This window comes from Pseudomonas sp. dw_612, from assembly GCF_018449725.1.
Classification (GTDB): domain Bacteria; phylum Pseudomonadota; class Gammaproteobacteria; order Pseudomonadales; family Pseudomonadaceae; genus Aquipseudomonas.
The window spans coordinates 1-25,492 of record NZ_JAAVVC010000023.1 but is presented as its reverse complement, the minus strand read 5'-3'; the positions used below and the strand labels follow the sequence as shown (position 1 = coordinate 25,492).

At 59.9% G+C, this 25,492-nt stretch carries 24 protein-coding genes; all 24 read right to left on the bottom strand.

Annotated features, from left to right (window positions below):
- Positions 1-31 precede the first annotated feature (31 nt).
- Complete coding sequence (locus tag HB680_RS26915) at positions 32-1,507, bottom strand: sigma-54 dependent transcriptional regulator (RefSeq protein WP_213941436.1); 1,476 nt, start codon at positions 1,505-1,507, stop codon at positions 32-34.
- 171 nt (positions 1,508-1,678) lie between these two features.
- Positions 1,679-1,975, bottom strand: a complete 297-nt coding sequence (locus HB680_RS26910; RefSeq protein ID WP_054049314.1) for a hypothetical protein — start codon at positions 1,973-1,975, stop codon at positions 1,679-1,681.
- A gap of 10 nt (positions 1,976-1,985) precedes the next feature.
- Positions 1,986-2,381 carry a flagellar export chaperone FliS gene (fliS, locus tag HB680_RS26905; protein ID WP_213941435.1) on the bottom strand — a complete coding sequence of 132 codons (396 nt, stop codon included), beginning with the start codon at positions 2,379-2,381 and terminating at the stop codon, positions 1,986-1,988.
- Positions 2,382-2,511: 130 nt separating this feature from the next.
- The gene (fliD, locus tag HB680_RS26900) at positions 2,512-3,933 is read right to left on the bottom strand and encodes a flagellar filament capping protein FliD (RefSeq protein ID WP_213941434.1); all 1,422 of its coding nucleotides are present in this window, start codon (positions 3,931-3,933) and stop codon (positions 2,512-2,514) included.
- A gap of 82 nt (positions 3,934-4,015) precedes the next feature.
- Complete coding sequence (locus tag HB680_RS26895) at positions 4,016-4,384, bottom strand: flagellar protein FlaG (protein ID WP_213941433.1); 369 nt, start codon at positions 4,382-4,384, stop codon at positions 4,016-4,018.
- Between the two features lie 72 nt (positions 4,385-4,456).
- The gene (locus HB680_RS26890) at positions 4,457-5,317 is read right to left on the bottom strand and encodes a flagellin domain-containing protein (protein ID WP_054049306.1); all 861 of its coding nucleotides are present in this window, start codon (positions 5,315-5,317) and stop codon (positions 4,457-4,459) included.
- Positions 5,318-5,561: 244 nt separating this feature from the next.
- Complete coding sequence (locus tag HB680_RS26885; RefSeq protein ID WP_213941432.1) at positions 5,562-5,828, bottom strand: hypothetical protein; 267 nt, start codon at positions 5,826-5,828, stop codon at positions 5,562-5,564.
- Entirely contained in the window at positions 5,825-7,117 is a 1,293-nt protein-coding gene (locus HB680_RS26880) for a 6-hydroxymethylpterin diphosphokinase MptE-like protein (RefSeq protein ID WP_213941431.1), read from the bottom strand. Before HB680_RS26880 ends, HB680_RS26885 begins: the two co-directional genes overlap by 4 nt.
- 203 nt (positions 7,118-7,320) lie before the next feature.
- Positions 7,321-8,247 carry a ketoacyl-ACP synthase III gene (locus HB680_RS26875; protein WP_213941430.1) on the bottom strand — a complete coding sequence of 309 codons (927 nt, stop codon included), beginning with the start codon at positions 8,245-8,247 and terminating at the stop codon, positions 7,321-7,323.
- A gap of 227 nt (positions 8,248-8,474) precedes the next feature.
- Positions 8,475-9,527 (bottom strand): pseudaminic acid synthase, encoded by a 1,053-nt coding sequence (gene pseI / locus HB680_RS26870; RefSeq protein ID WP_213941429.1) that lies wholly within the window; start codon positions 9,525-9,527, stop codon positions 8,475-8,477.
- Entirely contained in the window at positions 9,520-11,025 is a 1,506-nt protein-coding gene (gene pseG, locus HB680_RS26865; protein WP_213941428.1) for a UDP-2,4-diacetamido-2,4,6-trideoxy-beta-L-altropyranose hydrolase, read from the bottom strand. Before pseG ends, pseI begins: the two co-directional genes overlap by 8 nt.
- Complete coding sequence (pseF, locus tag HB680_RS26860) at positions 11,022-11,723, bottom strand: pseudaminic acid cytidylyltransferase (protein WP_213941427.1); 702 nt, start codon at positions 11,721-11,723, stop codon at positions 11,022-11,024. Before pseF ends, pseG begins: the two co-directional genes overlap by 4 nt.
- A complete protein-coding gene (locus HB680_RS26855; RefSeq protein ID WP_213941426.1) occupies positions 11,720-12,340 on the bottom strand; it encodes a pseudaminic acid biosynthesis-associated methylase in 621 nt (206 codons plus the stop codon). The genes pseF and HB680_RS26855 overlap by 4 nt, the downstream gene beginning before the upstream one ends.
- A gap of 157 nt (positions 12,341-12,497) precedes the next feature.
- Positions 12,498-13,655, bottom strand: a complete 1,158-nt coding sequence (pseC, locus tag HB680_RS26850) for a UDP-4-amino-4,6-dideoxy-N-acetyl-beta-L-altrosamine transaminase (RefSeq protein ID WP_213941425.1) — start codon at positions 13,653-13,655, stop codon at positions 12,498-12,500.
- Positions 13,652-14,653 (bottom strand): UDP-N-acetylglucosamine 4,6-dehydratase (inverting), encoded by a 1,002-nt coding sequence (pseB, locus tag HB680_RS26845; RefSeq protein ID WP_213941424.1) that lies wholly within the window; start codon positions 14,651-14,653, stop codon positions 13,652-13,654. Before pseB ends, pseC begins: the two co-directional genes overlap by 4 nt.
- A gap of 30 nt (positions 14,654-14,683) precedes the next feature.
- Positions 14,684-17,602, bottom strand: a complete 2,919-nt coding sequence (locus HB680_RS26840) for a TIGR00180 family glycosyltransferase (RefSeq protein WP_213941423.1) — start codon at positions 17,600-17,602, stop codon at positions 14,684-14,686.
- 55 nt (positions 17,603-17,657) lie between these two features.
- Positions 17,658-18,395, bottom strand: a complete 738-nt coding sequence (locus HB680_RS26835) for a cephalosporin hydroxylase family protein (RefSeq protein ID WP_213941422.1) — start codon at positions 18,393-18,395, stop codon at positions 17,658-17,660.
- A gap of 17 nt (positions 18,396-18,412) precedes the next feature.
- Positions 18,413-19,483, bottom strand: coding sequence for a class I SAM-dependent methyltransferase (locus HB680_RS26830; RefSeq protein WP_213941421.1), 1,071 nt, complete (start codon positions 19,481-19,483; stop codon positions 18,413-18,415).
- Positions 19,473-20,324 carry an NAD-dependent epimerase/dehydratase family protein gene (locus tag HB680_RS26825; RefSeq protein ID WP_213941420.1) on the bottom strand — a complete coding sequence of 284 codons (852 nt, stop codon included), beginning with the start codon at positions 20,322-20,324 and terminating at the stop codon, positions 19,473-19,475. The genes HB680_RS26830 and HB680_RS26825 overlap by 11 nt, the downstream gene beginning before the upstream one ends.
- Positions 20,321-21,547 (bottom strand): class I SAM-dependent methyltransferase, encoded by a 1,227-nt coding sequence (locus HB680_RS26820; RefSeq protein WP_213941419.1) that lies wholly within the window; start codon positions 21,545-21,547, stop codon positions 20,321-20,323. Before HB680_RS26820 ends, HB680_RS26825 begins: the two co-directional genes overlap by 4 nt.
- Positions 21,544-22,104 carry a dTDP-4-dehydrorhamnose 3,5-epimerase family protein gene (gene rfbC / locus HB680_RS26815; RefSeq protein WP_213941418.1) on the bottom strand — a complete coding sequence of 187 codons (561 nt, stop codon included), beginning with the start codon at positions 22,102-22,104 and terminating at the stop codon, positions 21,544-21,546. Before rfbC ends, HB680_RS26820 begins: the two co-directional genes overlap by 4 nt.
- Positions 22,101-23,183, bottom strand: coding sequence for a CDP-glucose 4,6-dehydratase (gene rfbG, locus HB680_RS26810; RefSeq protein WP_213941417.1), 1,083 nt, complete (start codon positions 23,181-23,183; stop codon positions 22,101-22,103). The genes rfbC and rfbG overlap by 4 nt, the downstream gene beginning before the upstream one ends.
- The gene (rfbF, locus tag HB680_RS26805) at positions 23,165-23,938 is read right to left on the bottom strand and encodes a glucose-1-phosphate cytidylyltransferase (protein WP_213941416.1); all 774 of its coding nucleotides are present in this window, start codon (positions 23,936-23,938) and stop codon (positions 23,165-23,167) included. Before rfbF ends, rfbG begins: the two co-directional genes overlap by 19 nt.
- Positions 23,939-24,259: 321 nt before the next feature.
- On the bottom strand, positions 24,260-25,492 hold a 1,233-nt coding region (locus tag HB680_RS26800; RefSeq protein WP_276572273.1), incomplete at its 5' end, for a calcium-binding protein.

Below are 25,492 nucleotides of genomic sequence, written 5' to 3'. Positions count from 1 at the left end.
GCCTACAAATGAGGCACTTGAAAAACAGGCGTCAATCATCCGCCTGTTCATCACCATCACGACGACTCATACCGTACTTGCGCATCTTCTCCACCAGAGTGGTACGACGAATACGCAGGCGTTCAGCGGCGCGTGCCACGATGCCATTGGCATCATCCAGCGCCTGCTGAATCAGGCCTTGTTCCAGACCACCGAGGTAGTCCTTCAGATCCAGGCCTTCCGGCGGCAGCATGGCGTTGGCCGTGAAGTCCGGAGTGTGGCCGTTGATGGCCACGCGCTCTTCAAGATCGCTGCGCAGGCTGTCGACCAGTTGCTCGTCTTCGTCATCGACGTAACGGAATTTCTTCGGCAGCTCGACCACACCGATCACCCCGTACGGATGCATGATCGCCATGCGTTCCACCAGGTTGGCCAGCTCGCGGACGTTGCCCGGCCAGCCGTGACGGCACAGCGACATGATCGCCGCCGAGTTGAAGCGGATCGAGCCACGCTTTTCGTGCTCCATGCGCGAAATCAATTCGTTCATCAGCAGCGGGATGTCTTCGACGCGCTCGCGCAGTGGCGCCATCTCGATCGGGAACACGTTCAGGCGGTAGTACAAGTCTTCGCGGAAGGCGCCGATCTCGATCATGCTTTCGAGATTCTTGTGGGTCGCCGCAATGATGCGTACGTCAGCGCTCTGGGTCTTGTTGCTGCCCACACGTTCGAAGGTGCGCTCTTGCAACACGCGCAGCAGCTTGACCTGCATCGGCAACGGCATGTCGCCGATTTCGTCGAGGAACAGCGTGCCGCCGTTGGCCAGTTCGAAACGCCCGGCGCGACTGGTGATCGCCCCGGTGAAGGCGCCCTTTTCGTGGCCGAACAGTTCGCTTTCCAGCAACTCGGCCGGGATCGCCCCACAGTTGACCGGAACAAACGGTGCATCACGACGCTTGGAGTGATAGTGCAGATTGCGCGCGACCACTTCCTTGCCGGTGCCGGACTCGCCGAGGATCAGCACGCTGGCATCGGTGTCGGCCACTTGTTGCATCATCTGGCGCACGTGCTGGATCGCCCGGCTGGTGCCGACGAGGCTGCGGAACAGATTGGGTTCACGGTGACGACCGCGCTCGCGGGCCTGGTCGTACATCTCGCGATAGACCTGAGCACGGTGCAGGGAGTCGAGCAATTTGCTGTAGCTGGGCGGCATCTCGAGGGTCGAAAGCACTCGGCGACGCTGGTCTTCAGGCAGGTCAACGGAAGAATTATCGCCCATTAACAAAACCGGAAGGAACTCATCCCAGGTTGAGAGTGTCTTTAACAAGCCCAAAAGCGCACCAGGAGCACTGACCGTCCCGATAAGTACGCAAATGACTTCACGACTTGATGACAATGAGCCGACCGCCTGCTGCCAGTCATGGCTGCCGCAGGGTAAATTTTCTTCACCGAGAAAATTTAAAATCACCGCTAAATCGCGGCGACGGACGCTATCGTCATCAATCAGCAGAATTTTGGTTTCACGCCACATGCAATAGCAACTTCCCTAGTCAACTCAATGCCCGAAATGAGGGGGCAAGCTAGACGCTTGCAGACACAGTGTGCCTGTAGACGCCTGAAATCTGGAACCAGCCACTAGTTAAGTCAAAAAACCGCGCACAGTCAAATTTATGGCGCACTGTTTGGATTAACCGGGGATTAATTAACCAAACAGATGGTAAACCTTTGCGGCATTCTGTGCTTGATGGATCTGAGACATCTCGTCGACTATCGCTTGTCTCTCCCCCATCGCCACCTCAAGAAGCTCCTTGTAGACCCCCAGCAACTCCTCAAGATTGGCGCGCAACGCGACCTCGTCCAGCGAAGCTTCACTCAAGACATCTTCCATGCAGGAACGGCAATCCAGGTCCAATTGACCGATCGCCTCCCAGTTGCGCTCGGCCAGTGCACCGACCAGCGCTTCACGGGTTTGTTCGATTCGCTGCAAGACAAGACTCATGATGATCTCCTTAAAACTGCGGACCAGGCGCGGCGATGGCGTCCCAGCCTTCTTTGACCGTGCGCAGCAGACCAGCGACTTCATCGAGAATCCGCGGGTCGCTCTTGATGTTCGCCTCGGCGAGGCGCTTCATCATGTAAGCGTAGAGACGGTCGAGCTCACCGACGGTGTCGGCTGCCTTTTCCAGGTCCAGGCCTTCGCGCAAACCACCGATGATGCCAATGGCTTTGCTGATCGACGAACCCTTGCTGGGAATGTCCTTGCGCTCCATTGCACCTTTGGCCTGGGCGATGCGATCCAGGCCGCCTTCCATCAGCATTTGCACCAGACGGTGCGGACTTGCTTCGGACGTCTGGGCCTGCGCCCCAACCTTCTGATATTGCCGAAGGGCTAACATCGGATTCATGTTCTACCTCATGCCACTCAATGACTCGTATGACCAGTGTATCGCCTGCGAGTCTGAAAACTTTAGATCAGAAGACAAAAACCCGGCGCACGCCGAAAAGCGTAGCCGGGTTTTTGTCGTCAGCCCATGACTACTTGGCGGACTGCTGCGCGTTCAGCGACGCGAAGAAGCCGGTGATGTTGCTGGCGGTGGCCTTCATTTGGCCGACCAACAGGTCCATCGCGTTGTACTTCGCCGTCAGGGACGCGGTCAGGTTGGTCACTCGCAGGTCCAGCGCCGTCTGCTGCGTGCTCAGGTCCTTCTGGACCTTGCTCAGACTGGTGTTGCGCTGATCGAGGATACCGCCGGTTTGGGAGTAAGGCGTGATCGCCGCCGACATGCGTGCCAGCAGGCCGTTTTTAGTGTCAGTACCGGTGAACAGGTTCTGTACCGAACTGCTCATCCCCGGAGTGGCCATGGCCTTGGCATATTTGGTTGCGTCGATAGTCAACGTACCGGTCTTCTGATCGGTCTGAATGCCCAACTGCGAGAGTACCGACAATTGACCGCCCGCACCCGGCGCCACCAGCTCATTGCGCACGGCGGTGATCAGGTTGCGTGGCAGAGAGTCACCGGTCAAAGCCGCACCGATGGTCGGGTTACCTTCATCATCCAGGCTTGGCTTGGTCAGGGTGGTGAGGGTGTTGATCACGGTGTTGTAGGCATCGACGAATGACTGCAACGAGGTTTTCAGGCCGTCGGTGTTGGTGCCGACGGTGACCGTAACCGGGGTTGCATTGGCCGCGACCAGGGTCATGTTAAGACCGCCGACCGCCTGGCTGATCGTGTTGCTTTTGCTGGTGACGGTCAAACCATCGATCGTGACCTTGGCATCCGTGGCCAAACCACCGATGTTGCCGGAGGCACCGGCCGCCGGAGTGGTCCCCAGGCTGTTGGTGCCATCGATTTCCAGGCCGGCAATACCGCTGACGCTAAGATCCGAACCTGCGCCCGTCACGGTCGAACCAATCACCAAGCGCGAACCATTGGCATCGGTCACGATGTTGGCGCTGATGCCCTTGCTTTGCAGCGTGGTGTTGATCGCATCACGGGTTGTCTGCAGGGTGGCGCCCGCAGCAATGGTCACCGGGTAATCAATACCATTTTGACTGATTTTCAGCGTACCAGTCGGAATGGCACTGGTGGCTCCGCCGGCAAACGCCGCACTGGCCACTTTCGAACCGGTTGCCAGGTTGTTGACGACAACGCTATAGCTGCCGTTTACCGCGGTGTTATCCGAGGTGACGGTCAATGTCGTTGGCGTGCTCGACGTGGCGGTAAAACCGGAAAACGCCGGCGCATCTTTTTTGCCCAGGTTGGTCATCGCGGTCTGGAATGCTGCCAGAGCCGACTTCAACGAACCGGTAGCGGAAATCTTGGCCGTGTTGATGGACGTCTGATTGGTGATCAGCGTCTGCTTGGCCGATTTGTCGGAGTTGACCAGCGCGGTCACGATCGCACCGATGTCGAGACCGGACCCTAGACCCGAACCCGGTAGAATTGGACTTGCCATGTGCATCTCCCTCTCTGTGTGTCGCCGGTCTTTTGACCACTATGCGCGGACAATGATCGTACAAACACGTTTCATGCCAGTGTCAGGCCTTGGCGTCGAACAAAACGTTACTGGCGTTGTGCAGGCTTTCAGCCAGTTTCATGGCTTCAGCTGACGGAATCTGTCGAATGACTTCACCGGATTCGCTGGCAATCACCTTGACGATGACCTTGCCGGACGTTTCATCGATGGAAAATTCGAGGTTACGCTTGACCGACTGAACGAACTTTTCGATCTCCTGAACGGCCATTTTCAACTTATCCGAATTGTCTGAGTTATCCGAATCCGAGCTATTGCTGACAGCGACAGCCTGGGTACTCTCGGCGCGAGGCTTGTCGGCCGGCTTTTCGGTAGTACTGACCGCCGGTTTTACAGCCGGGTAAGACAAGTTCAGCTTCACGCTCATGTCCATGACCATCACCTCTTAAACGGAAAAAGCGAGAGAGCACGCAAGCGCACCCCCCCGCCAAAACTCAATCCGATATTACTGAAGCAGTTTCAGTACAGCGGATGGCAGCTGGTTAGCCTGGGCCAGAACAGCGGTGGAAGCTTGTTGCAGAGTTTGCTGTTTGGTCAGGTTAGCGGTTTCTGCGGCGAAGTCGGTATCTTGTACGCGACCTTGTGCAGCAGTAACGTTTTCAGTGATGTTTTGCAGGTTGGAGATGGTGCTGGTCAGACGGTTTTGCGAAGCACCCAGGTTTGCACGGGTTGCACCGATGGCAGCGATTGCAGCGTCGATCGCGGTGATCGCGTTGTCGATGTTGGCAGCAGCCGAGCTTACGCCAGTACCGGTAGTACCGGTCAGAACAACAGTACCGCTACCTACCGACAGGCTGACGGCGTCGAACTTGGAGCTCAGAACCAGATCGATGTGGTTGGCAGTACCAGTGTTGGAACCAACCTGCAGGGTCATGGTGCCAGCCGAACCGTCCAGCAGTTGCTTGCCGTTCAGGTTGGTCGAAGCCGCGATACGAGTCAGTTCGTCAGACATCTGAGCGAATTCGGCGTTGGTTGCGGTTTGGTCAGCAGTGCCGTTGGTGCCGTTACGTGCTTGTACAGCCAGTTCACGCATACGTTGCAGAATGTTGGTCGATTCTTGCAGAGCGCCTTCAGCGGTCTGAGCCATCGAGATACCGTCGTTGGCGTTTTTAACCGCAACGTTCTGGCCACGAATCTGGCTGGACATACGGTTGGAGATCTGCAGGCCGGCAGCGTCGTCTTTAGCGCTGTTGATTTTCAGGCCGGAAGACAGACGAGACATCGAAGTCGACAGAGCGTCGGAAGCCCGGTTCAGGTTTTTCTGAACGTTCAACGACGTGGTGTTGGTGTTTACTGTTAAAGCCATGACGAATTCCTCGTTGGTTGGGTACTGCGGCTTCCGGCCCTGGCAACCGCCGGGTATGGCCTAGAGAACCTTCGTAATAGTTATCGTCGGGAATGCAGGTTGCTTGAGGGCTTTTTTGAAAAAATTTGCCATCACACTGCCACCCCCTACAAAACAAAGGCTTAGCGCCCTCTGACCACCCGAAAAATGACGCCATAAAACCGTCCGATACCCAAACATCCCAACCAGAGCCGTCCCCCAGCGTTCAAACCTGATCGCCTTCCAGCAAATCCACCAATTCGTATTCCATGAAGTCGGCGAGGCCCAACCAATCCTGGCGCTCCTGACACGCCAGCATTTGGATAAGCACCTGCGTCCATTTCAATTGCACGTCTTGCGGCGCCGTCAATAAAAGCCGCTGAGCCTCATCGAACACATCAACCATGTTCAACGCGGCCTCGACATCCCGGCCCAGACGAAACAAACCTGCGCACTGCCGACATTCGTTGACGCATTGCGAAAGCGCATTCACTGCACGAACTCCTGATTGAACTGTGTACCGGCGATCATGGCGCCCGCCCGACTGCTGTTGAAGAAGCGCACCTCGGGGTGCCCGGCGATGTAGCGCTCCAGCTCACACAGATAGCTGCGGAAATTCAGCTGCGTCCTGACCCGCTCGCCATGCCCGTCACGCACCCAGTGCCGGGCCAGGTTCACCCCTGGCCCCAGATCACCGTCGTTCCAGCCGGCATGGGTCTTGTTCATCGGGAAGGCAAAGTCGGCGCCGAACAGCGTGACCCGATCAGCGCCCATCTTCACCGCCAGGTCTACGGCCGGATGAATCACACTGCCGCCCACGTAGAGCTGCGCCCTGGCGTGTTGTTGACGCAGCGTGGCGTAGATCGGGCTGGCCGAGTAGCCGCCATAACGCTTGCCCTTCCAGGCCTTCAACACCTGAGGATCGCTCATGGGCAGATACACCAGCGGGATGCCATCGGACTCCTCGAAAGGCAAATGCCGAAAACTGATGCGCTGATCGATGCTCACCACCAGGTCAGGCTTGATCCCGTGTTCACGCAAGGGTCGATAGGCGGTGTCGACACAAATGAACAGCGGCCGTTGCGCCTGTTCACGCACCGACGCCAAGCGTTCGAAATGACTTTCAAGGCTGGGACCGGTGCCGATCACATAGATTTCCCGGCCCGCACACGTACCGAAAAGCTGCGCGACGTCATCATCGGCGAGCAGCAGCTCAAGGCTGTCCTGCAATCGCTGCACAATCGCCGGGGACTGCGGATCGAAATCACGGTTGTTGAAACTGAGGTGCACTTCGCTGACCAGTCGATCGCGAATCTTCGCGTTGAAGTCATCCGCCAGCACCATTTCGGAGGGCAACGCAAAAAACGGCGTGTAGATATCCGCCTGATCGCCGGCGTACAGCAACTCCACGCGCGGGTCGTCGAGCCAATGTCGCTGGTCGAGCAGTTGCAGTACCAAGGCAAACAGGGCGCCGTTGAGGATATGCACGTACAGCCGCTCGAGCTCGTTGCGCTCCAGCAGGATCGCCGGCAAATCCCCAAGGCCCGTGCCATAGACATGCAATTGCGCCTTGCCCGTCGGCAGGCTGGCCGCCTGCACACGGGCTTCATGCACACGGTCATGCCGACTGGTGAGCTGGATGCCACCAATACTCAGCGTCGAACCCAGCCCTTCGGACAATTCGGCCTGGATCGCCGTGCTGTCTTCCAGCATCAATCTCGCAAACAGCGTCGGCCAGCGACGCTCGATCACACGGGCATTATCGTCAAAGCTGTCGCTCATGCGGCCTCGCTCTTCCTACAGGCAAAAAATAGCGCTCAAGGTTAACCCTTGAACGCTATTTTTTGTATCGTGCTAATGACCGCAGATACCCCTGTAGGAGCTGCCGAAGGCTGCGATCTTTTGATCCTGTTTTTCGGCGGCCTTGAACAAACGGATCAAGATCAAAAGATCGCAGCCTTCGGCAGCTCCTACGGGAATGGGGTTCAAGGGCGATAGATGATCGCCGAACCCCACGACAGCCCTACCCCGAAACCGCTCAGCGCAACGCGCTTCCAGTCCGAGTCCAGGACGTGTTTTTCCAGCAACAACGGAATACTCGACGACACGGTGTTACCGGTCTCGACCATGTCCTTGATGAACTTCTCCGGCTCGCCTTCGAAGCGCCGGGCCACCGCATCGACAATCGCCGCACTGCCCTGGTGGATGCAGAACGCGTCGATATCGTCAGCTTTCAGGCCGGACTCATCGAGCAATTCATGCAAGTGCGCCGGGACTTTGAGCAACGCGAAGTTGAAGACCTGACGACCGTTCATATAGAACACGCCATCAGTGACCTTCAAATGCGGCGCGCCCGAACCGTCGGTGCCGAACTTGGCCTTGCCCAGTTGCCACGGCGCGTCTTCGCCCATCCAGGTCGCGGTGGCGGCATCGCCAAACAGCATGGTGGTGTTGCGGTCTTCCGGGTCGACGATCTTGGAATACGGATCGGCGGTGATCAGCAGACCGGTTTTCAGGCCGGCGGCTTCCATGAAGCCCTTGATCGCGTAGATGCCGTAGACGTAGCCCGAGCAGCCCAGGGAAATATCAAACGCCGCCACGTTGGTCGACAGGCCCAGCTTGTCCTGCACGATCGCGGCGGTGTGTGGCAGGCCTTCTTCGTCACCGTTCTGGGTGACGACGATCAGCACGTCAACGGCTTCACGTTTCAAATCGGGGTTGTTGGCGAACAGCGCATTGGCTGCTTCGACACACAGGTCCGAGGTTTCTTGCTCAGCGTCTTTGCGCGGCAGGAAGACCGAACCGATCTTGCCCAGGATGAACTCTTCATCCTTCTCGAATTTTGCACCTTGTGCGTAATTGTCCACGCCGGCTACAGGAACGTAGCTCGCAATGCTTTTTATGCCAATCATTACGGCTTCCCAATAATAAACAGCCCAATACCACCGCTCGCAAGGATTCGAGGGGCGCCGACATACAAAGATTTTCAGCCGCCCGACGGGCGACAGCGGGAAGCGTCAAGGGCTATCACTGGACCCGATAAAGGGCCAGGCGCCATCTCCCCGGTCAATACAATACAGTGAAGATGCGCGTTATGACTCACAGGTCACGCTATTTTGCCGAATCAGCCCGACAAGGGTTATTCGACCAATGACCAGTCCAGCGCTGTTCCGCGCTTGATGGCTTGGCGGGCGCGGCGGCCCAGCAGGGTTTCAGCGTGCTTGGGGGCCAACCCCAGGCCTGGGCGGATGGCCCGCAGATTAGAGGTGGTGAAGGGCTCTCCGGCGGCCATGTCCTGGGTGACGTACAGCGAGCGCCGGTACACCAGCGACTTGCGCTCGGCGTCAGTGACGCCGTAATGCACCTGCCCCATGGCCTGCCAGGCGCGCTCGGTTTCAAGCACCAGGCTGGCCAGTTCCGCCGGCTCAAGTGAGAAACTGGCGTCCACACCGCCGGCGGCACGGTCGAGGGTGAAGTGTTTTTCCACCACCGTGGCCCCGAGCGCCACGGCGGCAACGGAAACCCCGACACCCATGGAGTGATCGGACAACCCGACCTCGCAACCAAACAATTCCCGCAGATGCGGGATGGTCCGCACATTGCTGTTGGCCGGCGTCGCCGGATAAGTGCTGGTGCACTTGAGCAGCACCAAATCCTTGCACCCCGCTTCACGGGCGGCGCGCACGGTTTCGTCGAGTTCGGCGATGCTCGCCATGCCGGTGGAGATGATCAGCGGTTTGCCGGTCGCGGCGACCCGCCGGATCAGCGGCAGGTCAGTGTTTTCGAAACTGGCAATCTTGTACGCCGGCACGTCGAGGCTTTCGAGGAAATCCACGGCGGTGTCGTCGAACGGCGTCGAGAAGGCAAGCATGCCCAACTCTTGGGCCCGGGCGAAAATCGGCGCGTGCCATTCCCACGGCGTATGGGCCTTCTCGTACAACGCGTACAACGACGTGCCGGCCCACAGGCTGTTGGGGTCCTTGATGAAGAACTCGCCTTCATCGAGGTCCAGGGTCATGGTCTCGGCGGTATAGGTTTGCAACTTCAAGGCGTGGGCACCGGCCTTGGCCGCGGCTTCGACGATTTGCAGCGCCACCTCCAGCGACTGGTTATGGTTGCCACTCATTTCGGCAATGATGAACGGCGGCGCCTCGGCACCGATCAAGCGCTCGCCAATCTTGAAGCTAGTCATTGCAGTGATCCTTTAAAACCCGGGTGAACGCGCAGGCATGCTGGGTGAAACCGGCTTCGCGAAACAGACTCAGCGACGGCTGGTTGGCAGGCAAGACCTGGGCAGTGATGGTTTGCAGTTGCGGCCAATGGGCCTTCACGAACGCTTCGCCGCGAGCCAGCAGCGCCCTGCCCCAGCCCAGACCGAAGCGGCCGTCGAACAGATAAATCGAGACTTCTGCGCTGACGCCGTGAAGATCGTAACGCAGCGCACCGACCGGGCCATCACCGGCCTCGGCGATCAGCAGCAAGCGCTGCTCGTTGCTCAAACTCGCGGCCAGCCAGGCCTGATGCGACGGCCAATCGATGACGCGGCTGTCCAGCGACCAGCGCCGCACGGCTTCAGCATTACGCCCCTCGAACAACAATCGCGCATCGTCCAGCGTTGCCGCACGCACCGGCAACACCGCACCGATCAACGCAGCCGCCACCCGTTGCGCCCCCCGGCCATCGACCAATTGCCGGGAACGCTCAGCCAGGCTCAGGCGCAAGCCTTGGTTGTCCGCGACAAAACCGATGGCCTGACGCAACTGCTCGACGCTGACCTGCTCGCGTCTCCCGAGGAATACATGAGCGCCCGAGGTGGCCATGACCTCACCGTTGGCTTGCTGGTTATTCGACACGGCAATGCAAATTGTCGGCAGCCCCAGGGCCGCCCGCTCCCAACTGGTGCCGCCACCCGCGCCCACAAACAGGTCGGCCTCGGTCATCAATCGGTGAAAGTCGCTGACAAAACTGTGCAGGCGCCAATTCGGACGAGCGCTCGCCAAGGTTTGCATCGCGTCCCAGGCCGGGTTGTCGGCCCCGGCGACGAAGTCGACGTCTAGCGCATGAAAATCCGCCAGCGCCAGCATGGCGTGATGGGTTTGTCGTGCCGCATCGAAGCCGCCGAAATTCACCAGTACGCGTTTGGCTCGGGGTTTGATTGCAATCGCCGGGCCGCAGAACTCGTCCCGCAGCATCGCAAAACGGGGGCCCAGCAAGGTCCGGCAATCGACGGGAATCCGTCCGGCATAAGCCTCGGGCGTACCCGAGAGATTCTGGTTGAGCAGCAGATCGACGTCGTAGGTGCGCGTCGCCAGATCATCCACCGCCGCGATCCGTGGCGCCCAGCGGCGCGCCGCGGTCTGCCAGTGATGGTCGAGGCCGTAGTGATCGACGATGATCCAGTCGAAAGACGGCTGGTTGTCCAGCGCCAGGCCTAGCGCGGTAATGTCCGCCTGCCACGGCAACATGGCTTCGATGGCTTGTTGCGGGTCTTCATCGGGATAGCAATCGGGCAAGCGGAACGTTTCAAAGCCTTCGGCCGCCAGACTGTCCAGCCGATGGCCCGGCAACGCACGACATGCAAACGCGACGTGTACGCCTTGCTTGCGCAAGGTCCTGGCCAAGGGCAGCAAACGGGCGATATGACCGCTGCCGATGGTCGGCGACGCGTCGGCGCGAATCAGCACCCTCATTGCAATTCACCGCCGGCCTTTAAGGCGGCGTAGAGGTACTCGGCGCGTTTCCAGTCCTCGAAGGTGTCGATGTCTTGCACCAGATATCGGGGCAGGATCACCGGCAGGCTTTGCGGTGAATACAGCACATCGCCGCGCATCCAGGCGCTGCGGCGCCCCCAATAGAACTGCCCGGCGTCCTGATAGGCCGGCGGCAGATCCTGGGAACGCGTCTCACGAAACTGCGGGTACAACGCGGTCAATGCGCCCGCTTCATCAAGGGTCAGGGCCCGTTGCACCGGAAAACCGAAGTCGCACACCGAGAACGCGAAGGATTTGTCCGGGTGCTGCTCCAGCAAGGCCATGCCCTGTTGCAGAAATCGCGTTTGCAGCAGCGGCGCCGTGGCGTAGAGACAACAGGCAAAATCAAAATCCTGGTCCTGCAACGATTGCAGCGCATGGACCATCACCGCCGCCGTGCCGGTGAAATCGTCCGCCAGCGCCGCCGGGCGCATGAACGGCACCTGCGCACCACAGGCCCGGGCCAATTCGGCAATTTCGTCATCGTCGGTACTGACCACCACGTGGGCGAACAGCCCCGAATCGAGGGCGGTTTTAATCGAACGGGCAATCATCGGCACGCCGTCGAACGGCTTGAGGTTCTTGCGCGGTATGCGTTTGCTGCCACCGCGGGCCGGGATGATTGCGACGTTGTTCAAGGGCGTTTTTCCAGCAGGAACCAAGTAATGTCGTCTACCGGAAATTGCGGGTCGCGATGATAGCCAAACCCGTAATCCAGCAGTTGCAGGTCATCATAACGATCGAGCATTTCACCGGCAAAATCACGTTTGAACAACTTGCCGCTGTTGCCGCGATACGAGACTTCCACCGGTGCCGGGTTGTAGTACTCGGCGATCAGGATGTAACGCTGGCTCAATTCATACAACTGCGCGTACACCGCCGGCAACAACTCCGGCGCCAGATGGATCAGCACGCCTTTGCTCAAGGTCAGGTCAAAGGTCCGCTCGCGGGGGAAATCGAACAGCGAACCGTGCCAGATCTGCGCAATCCCCAGCGCCTGGGCCTGGGCATACGCGCTTTCATTGATCTCCACCCCGAACAATTCACATTGAGGCAACAGCTGACGCAGCGCCTGCAAATTGTTGCCGGCATTGGTGCCCAGTTCCACCAGGCTTTCGATTCGCCCGGCGCGGGTCAATGCCTTGGCGAACAAGGCGAGATTGGCGGCTACCAGCGGTTGGCCGACGTTGCGGTCGACGTATTGGTTACCGAAATCGCCCTGCCAGAATTTTTCCTGCTCACTCAGTTCGCGCATTGCACAATTCCCATCCGCTTATCTCTCAGGCCAGATGCAATCCCTGTAGGAGCTGCCGAAGGCTGCGATCTTTTGATCTTGTTTTTCAGCGAGATTGAAAAGATCAAAAGATCGCAGCCTCCGGCAGCTCCTACAAGGCTATCCAACAGCCTTGTGTTTATTCGGTCAGCCGTCGCAGTTGTTCGACTACGTAATCCTGTTGTTCATCGCTGAGCAACGGGAACAGCGGCAGGCTGATGGCCTCGGCGTAGTAACGCTCGGCCTCCGGGAAGTCCCCTTCGGCAAAGCCCAGGTCACGATAGTACGGCTGTAAATGAACCGGAATGTAATGCAGGTTCACACCGACCCCGGCCGCGCGCAGACCTTCGAACACCTGCCGATGGCTGAGGTTGATGCGATCCAGCTGCAAGCGCACCACATACAGATGCCACGCCGACTCGGCCTCGGGCTGAGGGCTGGGCAAGGTCAGCGGCAAGTACGCGAGCAAGCGGTCATAACGCGCCGCCAGTTCACGTCGGCGCGCGATGAAGTCATCCAGTTTGTTCAGCTGCGACAGCCCGAGCGCGGCTTGCAGGTCGGTGATGCGGTAGTTGAAGCCCAGTTCGACTTGCTGGTAATACCAGGGGCCGTGGCTGGGTTCGGTCATGTGTGCGGGGTCGCGGGTCATGCCGTGGCTGCGCAGGCGTTGCAGGCGCTCGGCCAGGTCACGGCGATTGGTCAGCACCATGCCACCCTCGGCGCTGGTGATGATTTTCACCGGATGAAAACTGAACACGGTCATCGCCGCGAATTCACCGCAACCCACCGGCCGGCCGGCATAGGACGCGCCGACCGCGTGGGAAGCATCCTCGATGATCGTGAAACCATAACGCTCAGCCAGTTCGGCCATCATGCGCAGGTCGCAGCTCTGCCCGGAGAACGCCACCGCCACCAGCACTTTGGGCAGCGTGCCGCTGTCCTCCGCCGCTTCCAGTTTGGCTTTCAGGGCGTAGGCATCGAGGTTCCAGGTCAGCGGATCGATGTCAACGAAGTCCACCTCGGCGCCACAGTAGCGAGCGCAATTGGCCGAGGCCAAAAAGGTATTGGGCGTGGTCCACAACCGATCACCCGGCCCGAGGCCAGCCGCCAGGCAAGCAATGTGCAGCGCCGCCGTGGCGTTACACACCGCCACCGCGAAATCGGCCTGGCAACGTTCGGCTATGGCCTGTTCGAAACGCTCGATGGTCGGCCCTTGGGTCAGCCAGTCGGACTGCAACACGGCGACCACCGCATCGATGTCGGCCTGGTCGAGACTTTGCCGACCGTAGGGAATCATGCCGACAGGTCCGCGTGCAGGTCGGCAATCTGGCCGACCGACAGGTAATGCGGATTGGTGTCGGAGCGGTATTCGAAGTCTTCGCTCACCGGTTTGCCCTGCTCGCCCAACCGGTCCACGGCAAAGTCCACGTCGACGCTGGTGAAGCGGATCGACGGCTGGATCGTGTAGTGATCGGCGAATTCCAGGGTCATGCGCGCGTCGTCCAGCGGCACCATCAACTCATGGAGTTTTTCCCCCGGACGAATTCCCACGTGCTTGTGCGGCAAGTGCCCGGCCATGCCCCGCGCCAGATCGACGATGCGAATCGACGGGATCTTCGGCACGAACACTTCACCGCCGTGCATCCGGGCAAAGCTGTCGAGCACGAACTGCACACCGTGATCGAGGGTGATCCAGAAGCGCGTCATGCGTTCGTCGGTGATCGGCAGTTCGGTGGCGCCTTCGTTGATCAGCTTGCTGAAGAACGGCACCACCGAGCCGCGCGAACCGGCCACGTTGCCGTAGCGCACCACGGAAAACCGGGTCTGCTGTTCGCCGGCAATGTTATTGGCGGCCACGAACAACTTGTCCGACAGCAACTTGGTCGCGCCGTACAGGTTGATCGGGCTGGCCGCCTTGTCGGTGGACAGCGCGACCACTTGCTTCACGCCGTTATCGATCGCCGCAGCGATGATGTTTTCCGCGCCGTTGACGTTGGTGCGAATGCATTCGGTCGGGTTGTATTCGGCCGCCGGCACTTGCTTCAGGGCCGCGGCATGCACCACGTAATCAATGCCGCGCATGGCCTGACGCAGACGCTCGGCGTCGCGCACATCCCCAAGGAAATAGCGCATGCACGGCGCGTTGAACGTCTGCTGCATCTCGTACTGCTTGAGCTCGTCCCGGGAGAACACCACCACGCGTTTGGGCTGATATTGCTCCAGCAAGCGGCGGATGAAGTTGCGCCCGAACGACCCTGTGCCGCCGGAGATGAAAATCGATTTGCCGTTGAACATGCCGTGAGTCCTTGTGCCTGTCAGCCAGGTTTATGCGAGCAACTGCGCCCAGTTCACCGGGGCGCTTTCACCCAGGGCAAACCCCTTGCCGGTCAACGCCAGGTTGGCGTTGTAGGCCTGATCCTGAGCGAAGGCTGCGGCCCATTTTTCACGCAAGGCATCGAGCAACTCCGGCGCCTGCGACACCACGCCCGGATGAATCACCTGAACCAACGGCGTCCACACCGTGAGGTAACCGGCCTGGCCGGCCTTGAGGCACAGATCGACGTCGCTCAAGCCTTCGGCAAACGTCACGTCATCCAGGCCACCCAAGGCGTTGAACAGTTCTTTGCGCACCATCAGGCACGCCTTCGACACCGCCGAATAGTTCTGCTCCAGCACCAGACGCTGCAGGTAGCTGTTGCTGGCTTCATAGCGTTCGCCGATAAAGGCTGAACCGACGCCGCCATTCAAGCCCAGAATCAAACCGGCTTGCGTGACCCGGCCTTCGCGATTGACCAGTTTGGCCCCCACGATGCCCACTTCGGGACGCTGGCCATGGTTGAGCAGCGATTCGATCCAGTTCGGATTGACCACTTCACCGTCCACCGCCAGCAGCACAAGGTATTCGCCTTGCGCCTCCTGGCTCGCGGCGTTGTACAGCGCCACGTCGCTCAGTGGTCGATCAGCGCACAGGACGCGCAGTTTAGGATGCTGATGAGCGCCCAACCAATCGTTGACTTCGGCCGACTGATTCGGGTTGACCGCGACCAGGACTTCATATCGGGTGTAACGGGTACGCAGCAGCACGCCTTGCAGGCATTGTTGCAACAGCGCCAGATCGTCCCCGGCCGGGAGGATGATCGACACCAGCGGACGCTCGGTATGGCGGTAGTCGATCTGATAGGTGCCAGGGTTTGCCGAGGTGATTTTGGCCTTGTAGCCACGGTTGCCCAAGTGACGCAACAACGCCAGGCGTTCATGGGCGTTTTCTTCCAGCACCGGCGCCTGGGCGATCAGCAGCGGCTCGTCCAGATGGGCCAGACCGCTCAGGCCACCCTCCTCGATGATGCGCAGCAGCAAGTCGAATTCCAGGGCCTTGCTGAAGTCAGGCTGGTACCCACCGGCATCAATCAACACATCACGACGGATCAGCCAGTGCCGCGCCATCAGGGCCGGCAGGCTTTGCAGCAGGTCCAGATTGAAGCCCGGTCGGAACACATCCACCAGAGAACCGGTGTCGGTACGCTGGATCTCATCGATGGCCACGGCGCGCACATCGGTGGCGGATAACAGTTCCAGACTGGCACGCAACAGGCCGCCGGCGGTGAACTCATCGCCAGCCTCGGCCAGCAGCAGCCAGTCGCAAGACGACTGGTTGGCGCTCAGATTCAGCTTATCGACAAAATTGCTTTGCGTGACCCGGACAAAGTGCAGGGTATTTTGCGCCGATGTTGCCGCCGGTGCTTCGCCGGTGGTGAAGACCACAACCTTGAACGCCTTGCTGTGGCCTTCGAGCAAGCTGTCGAGGGTGACCTGCAATTTGTCGACGTCATTATCCAGGTCGAGCAAGAGGATACCGAACTGCGGGCCACCGTCATTGGCAGCCAGATGCCGGGCAATCGATTCGGCCTGTGCGACGTCGGGCGCTCTTGATTCCAGCCACTTGAGCAAGCGACCGGAGAGCATTTTTTCGAACGTCGGGTAATGGTCCTCGGCCGAAACCGCATCCAAGCGTTCGCTCCAGTCGCGCATCGACTGTGCGTCTTCGTCTTCGCCCAGCAACTCCAGTTGCGCGGTCAGGCGCTTGACCACCGTGCGGTTGAACGCGTTGCAGTCGTAGGCTTGCCACAAACGATCGACCACGCTTTCCGGCGTGTCGTTGTTGCGCGGGCTCAGCAAGTGTTCCTGGCGAGTCCACACGCCTTCGAGCGCTTCAAGCTGAACGCGACCGGCCGGCAGGGTGTGCAGCATGAATTCGAACTGAGTCAACTTGTCGAAAAATACCTGATTGTAGAAAGGCATTTCCATGTATTGCAGGGGACCGAAACGACGCTGGGGCTCCTTGAGGACATTGTTCCAAGTGGACTGGAAAATCAACTCTGCCGTCAGGGCTCTTCCGCTTTCCAGGCTGTCGATCATGGCCTGGAAACTTTCCATGACGAACGCTTTGCCCTGTGCCGGATCGAGCCCCTCAATACCGGTTGGCAATGTTACGAGGAACTCGGCGAAATCGTTTCGCTCGGAAACCGATTTGGCGTCGGTGTAAGTCAGCGAGTGATACACCTCGGTGTTGTGCTCGGAGTTGCCGTAGTTGATCTCACGCACCACGTAAGCGGTCGGCAGGATCCGCGCCTTGGCGCACGCCAGCATGTAATACACGTGGCCGATTTCCTGCCACTGGAAACTGGTGCCCGGTGGCAACAGCGCATACCAGGATTTCATCAGGCTGGTGCGGGTCACCGCATAGAACGGCGGCAGGTACTGACGCATGTAGTCCACGATGCGATCCTGAGGCCGCTCGGACGAATAGTCCTCGCACACCTTCTTGTCGCGGCGGTAGTAACTCACGCTGCCAGAGAGTGTCAGGTACATCAGGCAATAGCCGTGGCACATCCCGTAGTCGCCGTTGGCTTCCAGGAAGTCCACCGACTCGGCCAGCGCCTCATGCACGATGAAGTCATCGTCGGCGGCCAGCACCATGTACGGAGTGGTCACTTGCTCCACGCCATAGGCAATTTTTGCCTGGAAGCCACTGTAGGCAAACTGCGGCACGTGCCGGTATTCGACGTCGGGGATCTCGCCCTTGAAATGCTCGGTGGCGGAATCGAGCACCAGCACTTTGCAAGGCAAGTCGCCGTAATACTTCATCGCCCTGCGCAAAAAAGCCGGACGGTTGTGGGAAATCAACACCACCGTCAGTAGCTCATTCAACGGCAACATGTGCTCAGAAACGGACTTGCCTTGCATAACCTCTCCCACAACCGGCGAAACGCCTGGTTAACGCTTTAATGATGTGCCGAAATTAACGAACGCGACGCAGGTAGCCGTCCGGTGCAACGGTGAGCAGCAGCTTGTTTTGCATCTGCTGGTCGATCTCGAAGTCCTGGTTTTCTTCCAGGTACTTCCACACGGCGGTTTTCGGGTTGTCGCCCGGGCCCCATGGACGGTTCGGGAAGAAGTCGGCCGGCATGTCTTCCACCACGGTGTCCATCACCACGCAGTAGCTGTCGACGGAAACCAGTGGCGCGTAGAGGCGCAGCTCTTCCAGCACGTGATCGTGGGTGTGGTTGGAATCGAGCACCAGGATGACTTTCTTGCCTTCGGCCGCCGCGCGGACCTGGGCAGCGATCGCCGGGTCGATGCTCGAACCTTCGATCATCTTGATGCGCTTGCTCATCGGGTGGCTTTCGATGGCGTCGCGGTTGTGCGGGCGGATGTCCAGATCGATGCCCAGGACTTCGCCGTGGCCTTGCAGCTCCAGCAGGGAGGCGTAGTAGATGATCGAACCGCCGTGGGCGATACCGCACTCGATCACCAGGTCCGGTTTGACGTTCCAGATGATCTCTTGCATCGCCATCATGTCTTGCGGCAACTGGATGATCGGACGGCCCATCCACGAGAAGTGGTAGCTGTACTTGTGCTTGGCCGATTCGTTGAAGAAATCCCGGGCCAGGCCGGTGAGTTTCTGGTCATCGCCCTGACGCGCGATTTCTGCCTGGCACTCGGCTTCGAAGGCTTTATTGATGGTGTTGTCGGTCATTTTAAAAGTCTCAATAGTCACTGGAACGAAGCGCTGTCTACGGCGTGATAGACATAGCGTCCACCGGTCATCCGCTTGATTTCTTCGAGGTAGTTAGAGTTCATCACAAACAGGTTGGCGCCTTCGGGGAGCGCGTCCATCGCCTCTTGGGGCGACGACACCCGCACGCCACTCAGGGGCAGATAACGCCCCTGTTTGGCCGGGTTGATATCCACCACGCGATCCACCGCTATCCCGGCCCGTTGCAGGAACAGCGAATAGATCACGCCTTTGGACGACGCACCCCAGATCGCCGAGCCTTGCTGCGGGTTGGCCTGGATGATCTGCACCGCGCGCTCTAGGCTGCTGGTGAAGTTAGCTGGCAGGTCCAGGCGTGGAACCGGTTGTTCCGGGGTCAGACGCAAGGTCGCAAGGTCGGCGACGATGTACAGGTATTGGCCACCGAACAGGTGACCGGCCTCGTGCACGGTGCCGAACATCCGGCGCAGGTCATCGAGGCGGAAATAATTGACGTGCTCGTAGAACAGGTCGAACCAGGCGCGGTGCTCCAGAATCCAGTCGAAGCACGGCACTTCGATGTAGATCTGCCCGCCCTGATTGGCCTCGGCCATTTCGGCGAGAAAACTCACCGGGTCCTGAATGTGTTCCAGTACATGGCGTAGCACGATGGCGTCCGCCGCCAGGCCCAGGCCACGAGTGAACGGGGCCTTGATCACGTCGGCATTCGTGCCTTCGTAGGCCGGGTCGATGCCGGTGATGGCGTAGCCCAGGCCTTTGAGCAGTTCGAGGAAATAGCCTTTGCCGCAGCCGACTTCGATCAGTTCCTGGCCCTTGAAGTGGCGGGCAATGATCCCTTCCACATCGCTCAAGTGCTGCTGGAACTGGCCGGAATGCGCCTGCTCGTTCTGGTAGTCGGCGTCGTAGCTGAGCTTGTCGGCATCGAAGGCGTCGTTGAAGATCAACCCGCTCTGTTCATCCTGCACCAGGACCATGTCGGCGCGAGCAGAGGCCCGGGCCGATTCCGGGTCGGCGAAGGTGCGGTTCTGCAACACCGGCAGGTCAGCGACCCGATACAACTCATGCTTCATGATTGCCTCCCAGCAGTTGTTGCAAACGGTCCGCCACGCCCCAGAACGCCATCGGTTCATGGGTCGGGTATGGGTAGTGGCCCAGATTCAGGTTGATCGAGGCGCCGCGTGCTTGCAGCTCCACCAGTGCCCTGACCGATATCGGCTGGCCGCTGGAACAATTGACCACCCCGTTGAAATCCCGCCGATGCAGGATTGCCGCCAGGTAACCGGCGGCGGTGTCGATGGCCAGGTAATCGCGCAGCTGTTCACCGGCCGACATGTTGAAGGTGTCGTCGCCGGCATCGATCGCCCGGTCCAGCGCCGCCAGCAAACTGTTGGGGTTCTGGCCTTCGCCGTGCAGGTAAAACAACCGCGCCCATTGCAGAGTGAACGGCTGGACCTTCTGTAGATTTTCCAGAAACAGCCGCAGCGTGTTTTTTGCCAAGCCGTAAGGATTACTCGGCTGCGGCGCGGCGTGCTCGGTGAGCGGCCCGCTCTGCATCCCGTATTCGAAACAGGTGCCGGTGACCAACACCTGCGACACGCCCGCCTCGACCGCCCCCTTGATGAATCGGTAATCGGCCATCAGGTTGTGCTCGAAATGGAACAGCGCCTGATAGTTCGGCAAACCGGGCCAGGCCAGATGCGCCAAGGCATCGACGCCTGCGGTCAGCGCGGCGATATCGAGGCCTTCGGCGTGAATATCCGCCGCGATGAATTCCACGTCATTGATCCACGGCAAACCCGCTGCGGTTTCGGCATTGCGCGCCACGGCGCGGACGTCGCAACCACGGGCGAGCAACGCCGTGACCAAATGTCGGCCGACGAACCCGGTAGCGCCGGTGACCAACACCTTCACAGGACGGTCAACTCGGGCACGGCGATCACGAAGCGGCCGCCCCATTCACGGACCTGGGCCAGTTGCTGGCTGACTTCGTGCAGCAGGTTCCACGGCAGCACCAGCACGTAATCCGGTTTTTCGAGGTCGATCTGCGCGGGCGAGACAATCGGGATGCGGCTGCCCGGCAGGTACTTGCCCTGCTTGTGCGGGTTGGCATCGGCGACCCAGGCCAGCAGGTCAGGCTTGACCCCGGCGTAGTTGAGCAAGGTGTTGCCCTTGGCCGCCGCGCCGTACCCGACCACGCGCTTGCCGTCAGCCTTGGCCTGCAACAGGAAGCGCAGCAGTTCGTGCTTGATGCGCTCGGCCGCTGGCGCCAGGGTCGCGTAGTACTCGGGGGTTTTCACGCCCGCCGCGAGTTCGGCTTGCAACTGTTGCTGCACTGCCGGTTGCACGTCACGACGTTCGCCATCGAGGCGCTGCACAAATACCCGCAGCGAACCGCCATGGGTCGACAACTGGCTGACGTCGAACACTTCCAGGCCATTGCGCGCGCACAGGGTTTGCACGGCGGTCAGGGACAGGTAGGAATAGTGTTCGTGGTACAGCGTGTCGAACTGCTGGCCGGCCATCAGCGTCAGCAGTTGCGGAAACTCGAAAGTCGCCACGCCGGCGGGTTTGAGCAGCGTCGCAAAACCGCCGAGGAAATCATTGATGTCCGGGACGTGGGCCAGCACGTTGTTGGCGGCCATCAGGTCGGCGGACCAACCGTCAGCGACCAATTGCGCGGCGGTGTCGCGACCGAAAAACAGCTCGCGAATCTCCAGGCCTTTGTCCCGGGCCGCTTGTGCGGTGCTGCGGGTCGGCTCGACGCCCAGGCACGGAATGCCGCGCCCGGCGACGTACTGCAACAGGTAACCGTCGTTGGCGGCGATTTCCACCACACGGCTGTCAGGCGTCAGGCCGAAACGCTCGACCATCTCGATCACGTAGCGTTCGGCATGGGCCAGCCAGGTGCTGGAGAACGAACTGAAATACGCATACTCGGCGTCGAACAGGCTGTCGGCGCTGGTGTAATCCTCGGTCTGCACCAGCCAGCAGTGCTGGCACACCGCGACTTTCAACGGCACCCACTGCTCGGCCTGCTCAAGTTGATCGGCACGCACATAGGCGTTGGACGGCGGCGAAGTGCCGAGGTCGATCAGCGGCAAGGCCAGCGGCGTAGCGCAACCACGGCAGTTCATAGACGCACTCCGGCGAAGTGTTCATCGAGCACGGGATGGCTGGCGTCCCGGGCTGACAGATTATTGACAGGCAACGGCCAGGCGATCGCCAGCCGTGGATCGTTCACCGACAAACCACCCTCGTGGGCCGGCGCGTAATCGGCGCTGTGCAGGTACAGCAACTCGGCGTCATCGGTGAGGGTCTGGAACCCGTGGGCGAACCCGGCCGGGATTAACAGGCTGCGACCGTCGCCGGCCCGCAGGTGCTCGGCGTGCCAGTGCAGGAAGGTCTCGGAATCGGGGCGCAAATCCACCGCCACGTCCCAGACTTCACCGCGCAGGCAGGTGATCAATTTAGCTTCCGGCGCATCGGCGTTTTGATAATGCAAACCGCGCACACTGCCGCGCGCGCGGGTGCAGGAATGATTGATCTGGCGGATATGAAATGCCTGACCGAAAGCACTCAGGCTGCCTTCGCAGAACAGCCGGGCAAAATGCCCGCGATCGTCTTCGAAGCGCTTGTGCTGCACGCTGAACAAGCCGTTCAGCGGCAACGCGTTCAACAGAAATTCGCTCACAACGCGCCTCGGTACAGGTTCAACTGGCCCAGGGTGACGCCACGCATGTCGTCGCCGTTTTGCCACGCCAGGTGCCAGTCGAGGGTCTGGGTCAGGCAATCTTGCAGCGACCAGCGCGGTTGCCAGCCGAGCAATTGACGGGCGCGGCTGCTGTCCAGACGCAACAGGCCGGCCTCATGCAAATCACTCGGTTCGATGCGCAGGCCACGGGCTTGCGGCCAGCGACTGGCGAGCAGTTCGACCACTTCACCGACGCTGCACATGTCCGCTTCGCTCGGGCCGAAGTTCCACGCACCGCCGTATTCCGGGCCTTGCTCGTAGAGGCCGGCCGCCAATTGCAGATAACCGGCCAATGGCTCCAGCGCGTGCTGCCAGGGGCGCACGGCTTGCGGATAGCGCAGGGTCACGGGTTCGTCGGCGGACCAGGCCTTCAATACGTCAGGAATCAAACGCTCCGGCGCAAAATCACCACCGCCCAACACATTGCCGGCGCGGGCCGTGGCCAGGGCCAGACCGTGCTCGTCATGTTTGTCGGCCGGGAAGAACGACGCGGCATAGGACTGCGCCAGCAATTCGCAACAGGCCTTGCTGCTGCTGTAAGGATCGTGACCACCGAGGGCTTCGTCCTCACGGTACGGCCACAGCCATTCCTGGTTGGCGTAGACCTTGTCGGTGGTCACCAACACGCAGGCACGCACGCAACCGACCTGGCGGATCGCTTCCAGCAAGTTAAGAGTGCCCATGACGTTGCTGGAATAGGTGCCCAACGGATCGCGATAACCTTCGCGCACCAGCGGTTGCGCCGCCAGGTGCAGGACAATCTCCGGCTCGGTGTCGGCGATGATCTCAAGCAACGCGCCGAGGTCACGCAAGTCACCGCGCTGATCGTTAATGCCTTCGTGCACCCGCGCCAGTTCAAACAGGCTTGGCTCGGTGGACGGATCCAGGGCAAACCCGCTGACTTCGGCCCCGAGGCTTTGCAGCCACAACGTCAGCCAACTGCCCTTGAAACCGGTGTGTCCGGTGACCAGAACCCGCTTGCCGCGCCAGAATTCCGGGCTCAGTCCCATTGTTTCCATGGGGCCTCCCCACTCAACCACAATGCTTCGAGATGATTCTTGTCGCGCAGGGTGTCCATCGGATGCCAGAAGCCGTCGTGCTGGAAGGCCTGCAATTGTTCTTCGCCGGCCAATGCCGCAAGCGGTTCGGCTTCCCAGGACGTTTGATCGTCGGCGATGTAAGGCAAGACTTTCGGCGACAGGACAAAGAAGCCGCCATTGATCCAGCCGCCGTCACCGCGCGGCTTCTCGATGAAGCCTTTGACGCTGTCACCGTCGCGCTCCAGGGCGCCGTAACGGCCCGGCGGTTGCACGGCGGTCACCGTAGCAAGCTTGCCGTGGGCCAGGTGGAAATCCACCAGGGCGCCGATATTCAGGTCGGAAACACCATCGCCGTAGGTAAAGCAGAAGGCCTGTTCGCCTTCCAGATAACGCGCGGCGCGGCGCAGACGGCCACCGGTCATGGTGTCTTCGCCGGTGTCGATCAACGTGACGCGCCACGGCTCGCTGTAGTTCTGGTGAACGTCCATGCGGTTGTTGCACATGTCGAACGTGACGTCAGAGGTGTGCAGGAAGTAGTTGGCGAAGAAGTCCTTGATCGCGTAGCCCTTGTAGCCAAGGCAAATCACGAAATCGTGGATTCCGTGCGCGGAGTACTGCTTCATGATGTGCCAGAGAATTGGCTTGCCGCCGATCTCGATCATCGGCTTGGGCTTGAGGTGCGACTCTTCGCTGATTCGCGTGCCCAGGCCACCCGCCAAAATAACTGCCTTCATCCTCTTCCCCTCTTGTTCGTCACAGGGCCCGACCAAGCTGTATCAAGCTTTTGCAGGCCTTCTGGATAAAACGCTCAACGCCGCTGTGTGCACTGCCCGCCGAGGCGCGAGTGCTCGTTTTATGGCGATATGAAGGGGGACTTGCAGGAAACGCGCCAGCTCTGAAAGTCCGGTGGAGGGCCGCCTTGCAGGGAAAAATAGACAGACACGCAGACGGAAATGAAAAAGGGGAACCCGATCAGTCACGACCGGATCCCCCTGCATGTATCGGCTCAACGACCTTCAGATGCTCCAGGCATCCAAGGCGAATGGCCGAGGACGTCAGCCAAACATGCTGAAAGCATCAGGGTTGATCGGCAGTTCCTGCCCATTGAGCGCCACGAACTTCTCAATGGTGTTGTAGCCTGCGAACCAGTCTTGAAGCTTCACGCCGTGGTCGGGCACGTCTGCCTGGTTATCGAAGCGATCGTAGAGGTACAGATCATTACCGACCCGCGCGAGCATTAAATTGTCCGCGGACTGGACATTGTTCAGTACCAGCGTGTCGCCCTTGCTGACGCCGTCATCGCGGATCGTCACCAGGTTGCTGGTGTTGACGGTATAGACGTCATTGCCCTCTCCACCATTGGCGAAACCACCGGACTTCATGTTCCAGGCAAACTCACCCTTCACATTCAGAGTCAACTGGTCGCTGCCCGCACCGCCAAGCAAGACAAAGTCATTACCTTTGCCCAGCAATACATCGTTGCCATCACCGCCATCGGCGGTGCCGCTGACCACAGTAATGTTGTCGTCGCCGGCCTCGCCAAAAGCGAAGGTGCCACGATCATCGGCAGCGCTGATGATGTAATCGTTGCCGTTACCGCCATACAGCATGTCGGCCTGGGGTCCGCTGGCAACACCGTCAAGGGTGAACGGCCCGATCTGGGAATACAGGCCGCCATACAGGGTATCGCCACCGTCGCCACCATAGATCAGGTCATTGCCGAAACCACCCTCAAAGATATTCCCGTTTGCATCACCGGTGAGGGTGTCATTGAAGTGACTCCCCACCACGCGCTCGATATTGAGCAACACATCACCTTGGGCATCGCCGCCCTGGTTGACGCCGGTTTGCAGATTGATATTCACGGCCGAGGCGCTGGTGATGTACCAGGCATTGTCCACCCCTTCACGCCCGTCGATCAGGTCGGCACCTGCACCACCGATGAACGTGTCGGTGCTGACCGATCCCGACAACGTGTCGGCAAAGTCGCTGCCCTGGAAGATCTCGACCCCGGTGAAGGTATCACCAGCGGCATCGCCCGCGTTGACGTTGGTTTTCAGATCGATGGTCACGGCGCCGGACGACTGTGCGTAGCTGACCAGGTCCTGGCCCAGTGCGCCATTAATCGCCATGGCAGTGGAGCCACCGACAAAGATGTCGTTGAACGTGGTGCCGCGAAGGGCTTCGATGCCGACATAGGTATCCCCGGCCGCAATCCCTGAATTGACGCCAGTTGTCAGGTTGATGCTGACCGCCACCGTGCTGTCGTCATAAGCCACGGTATCCAT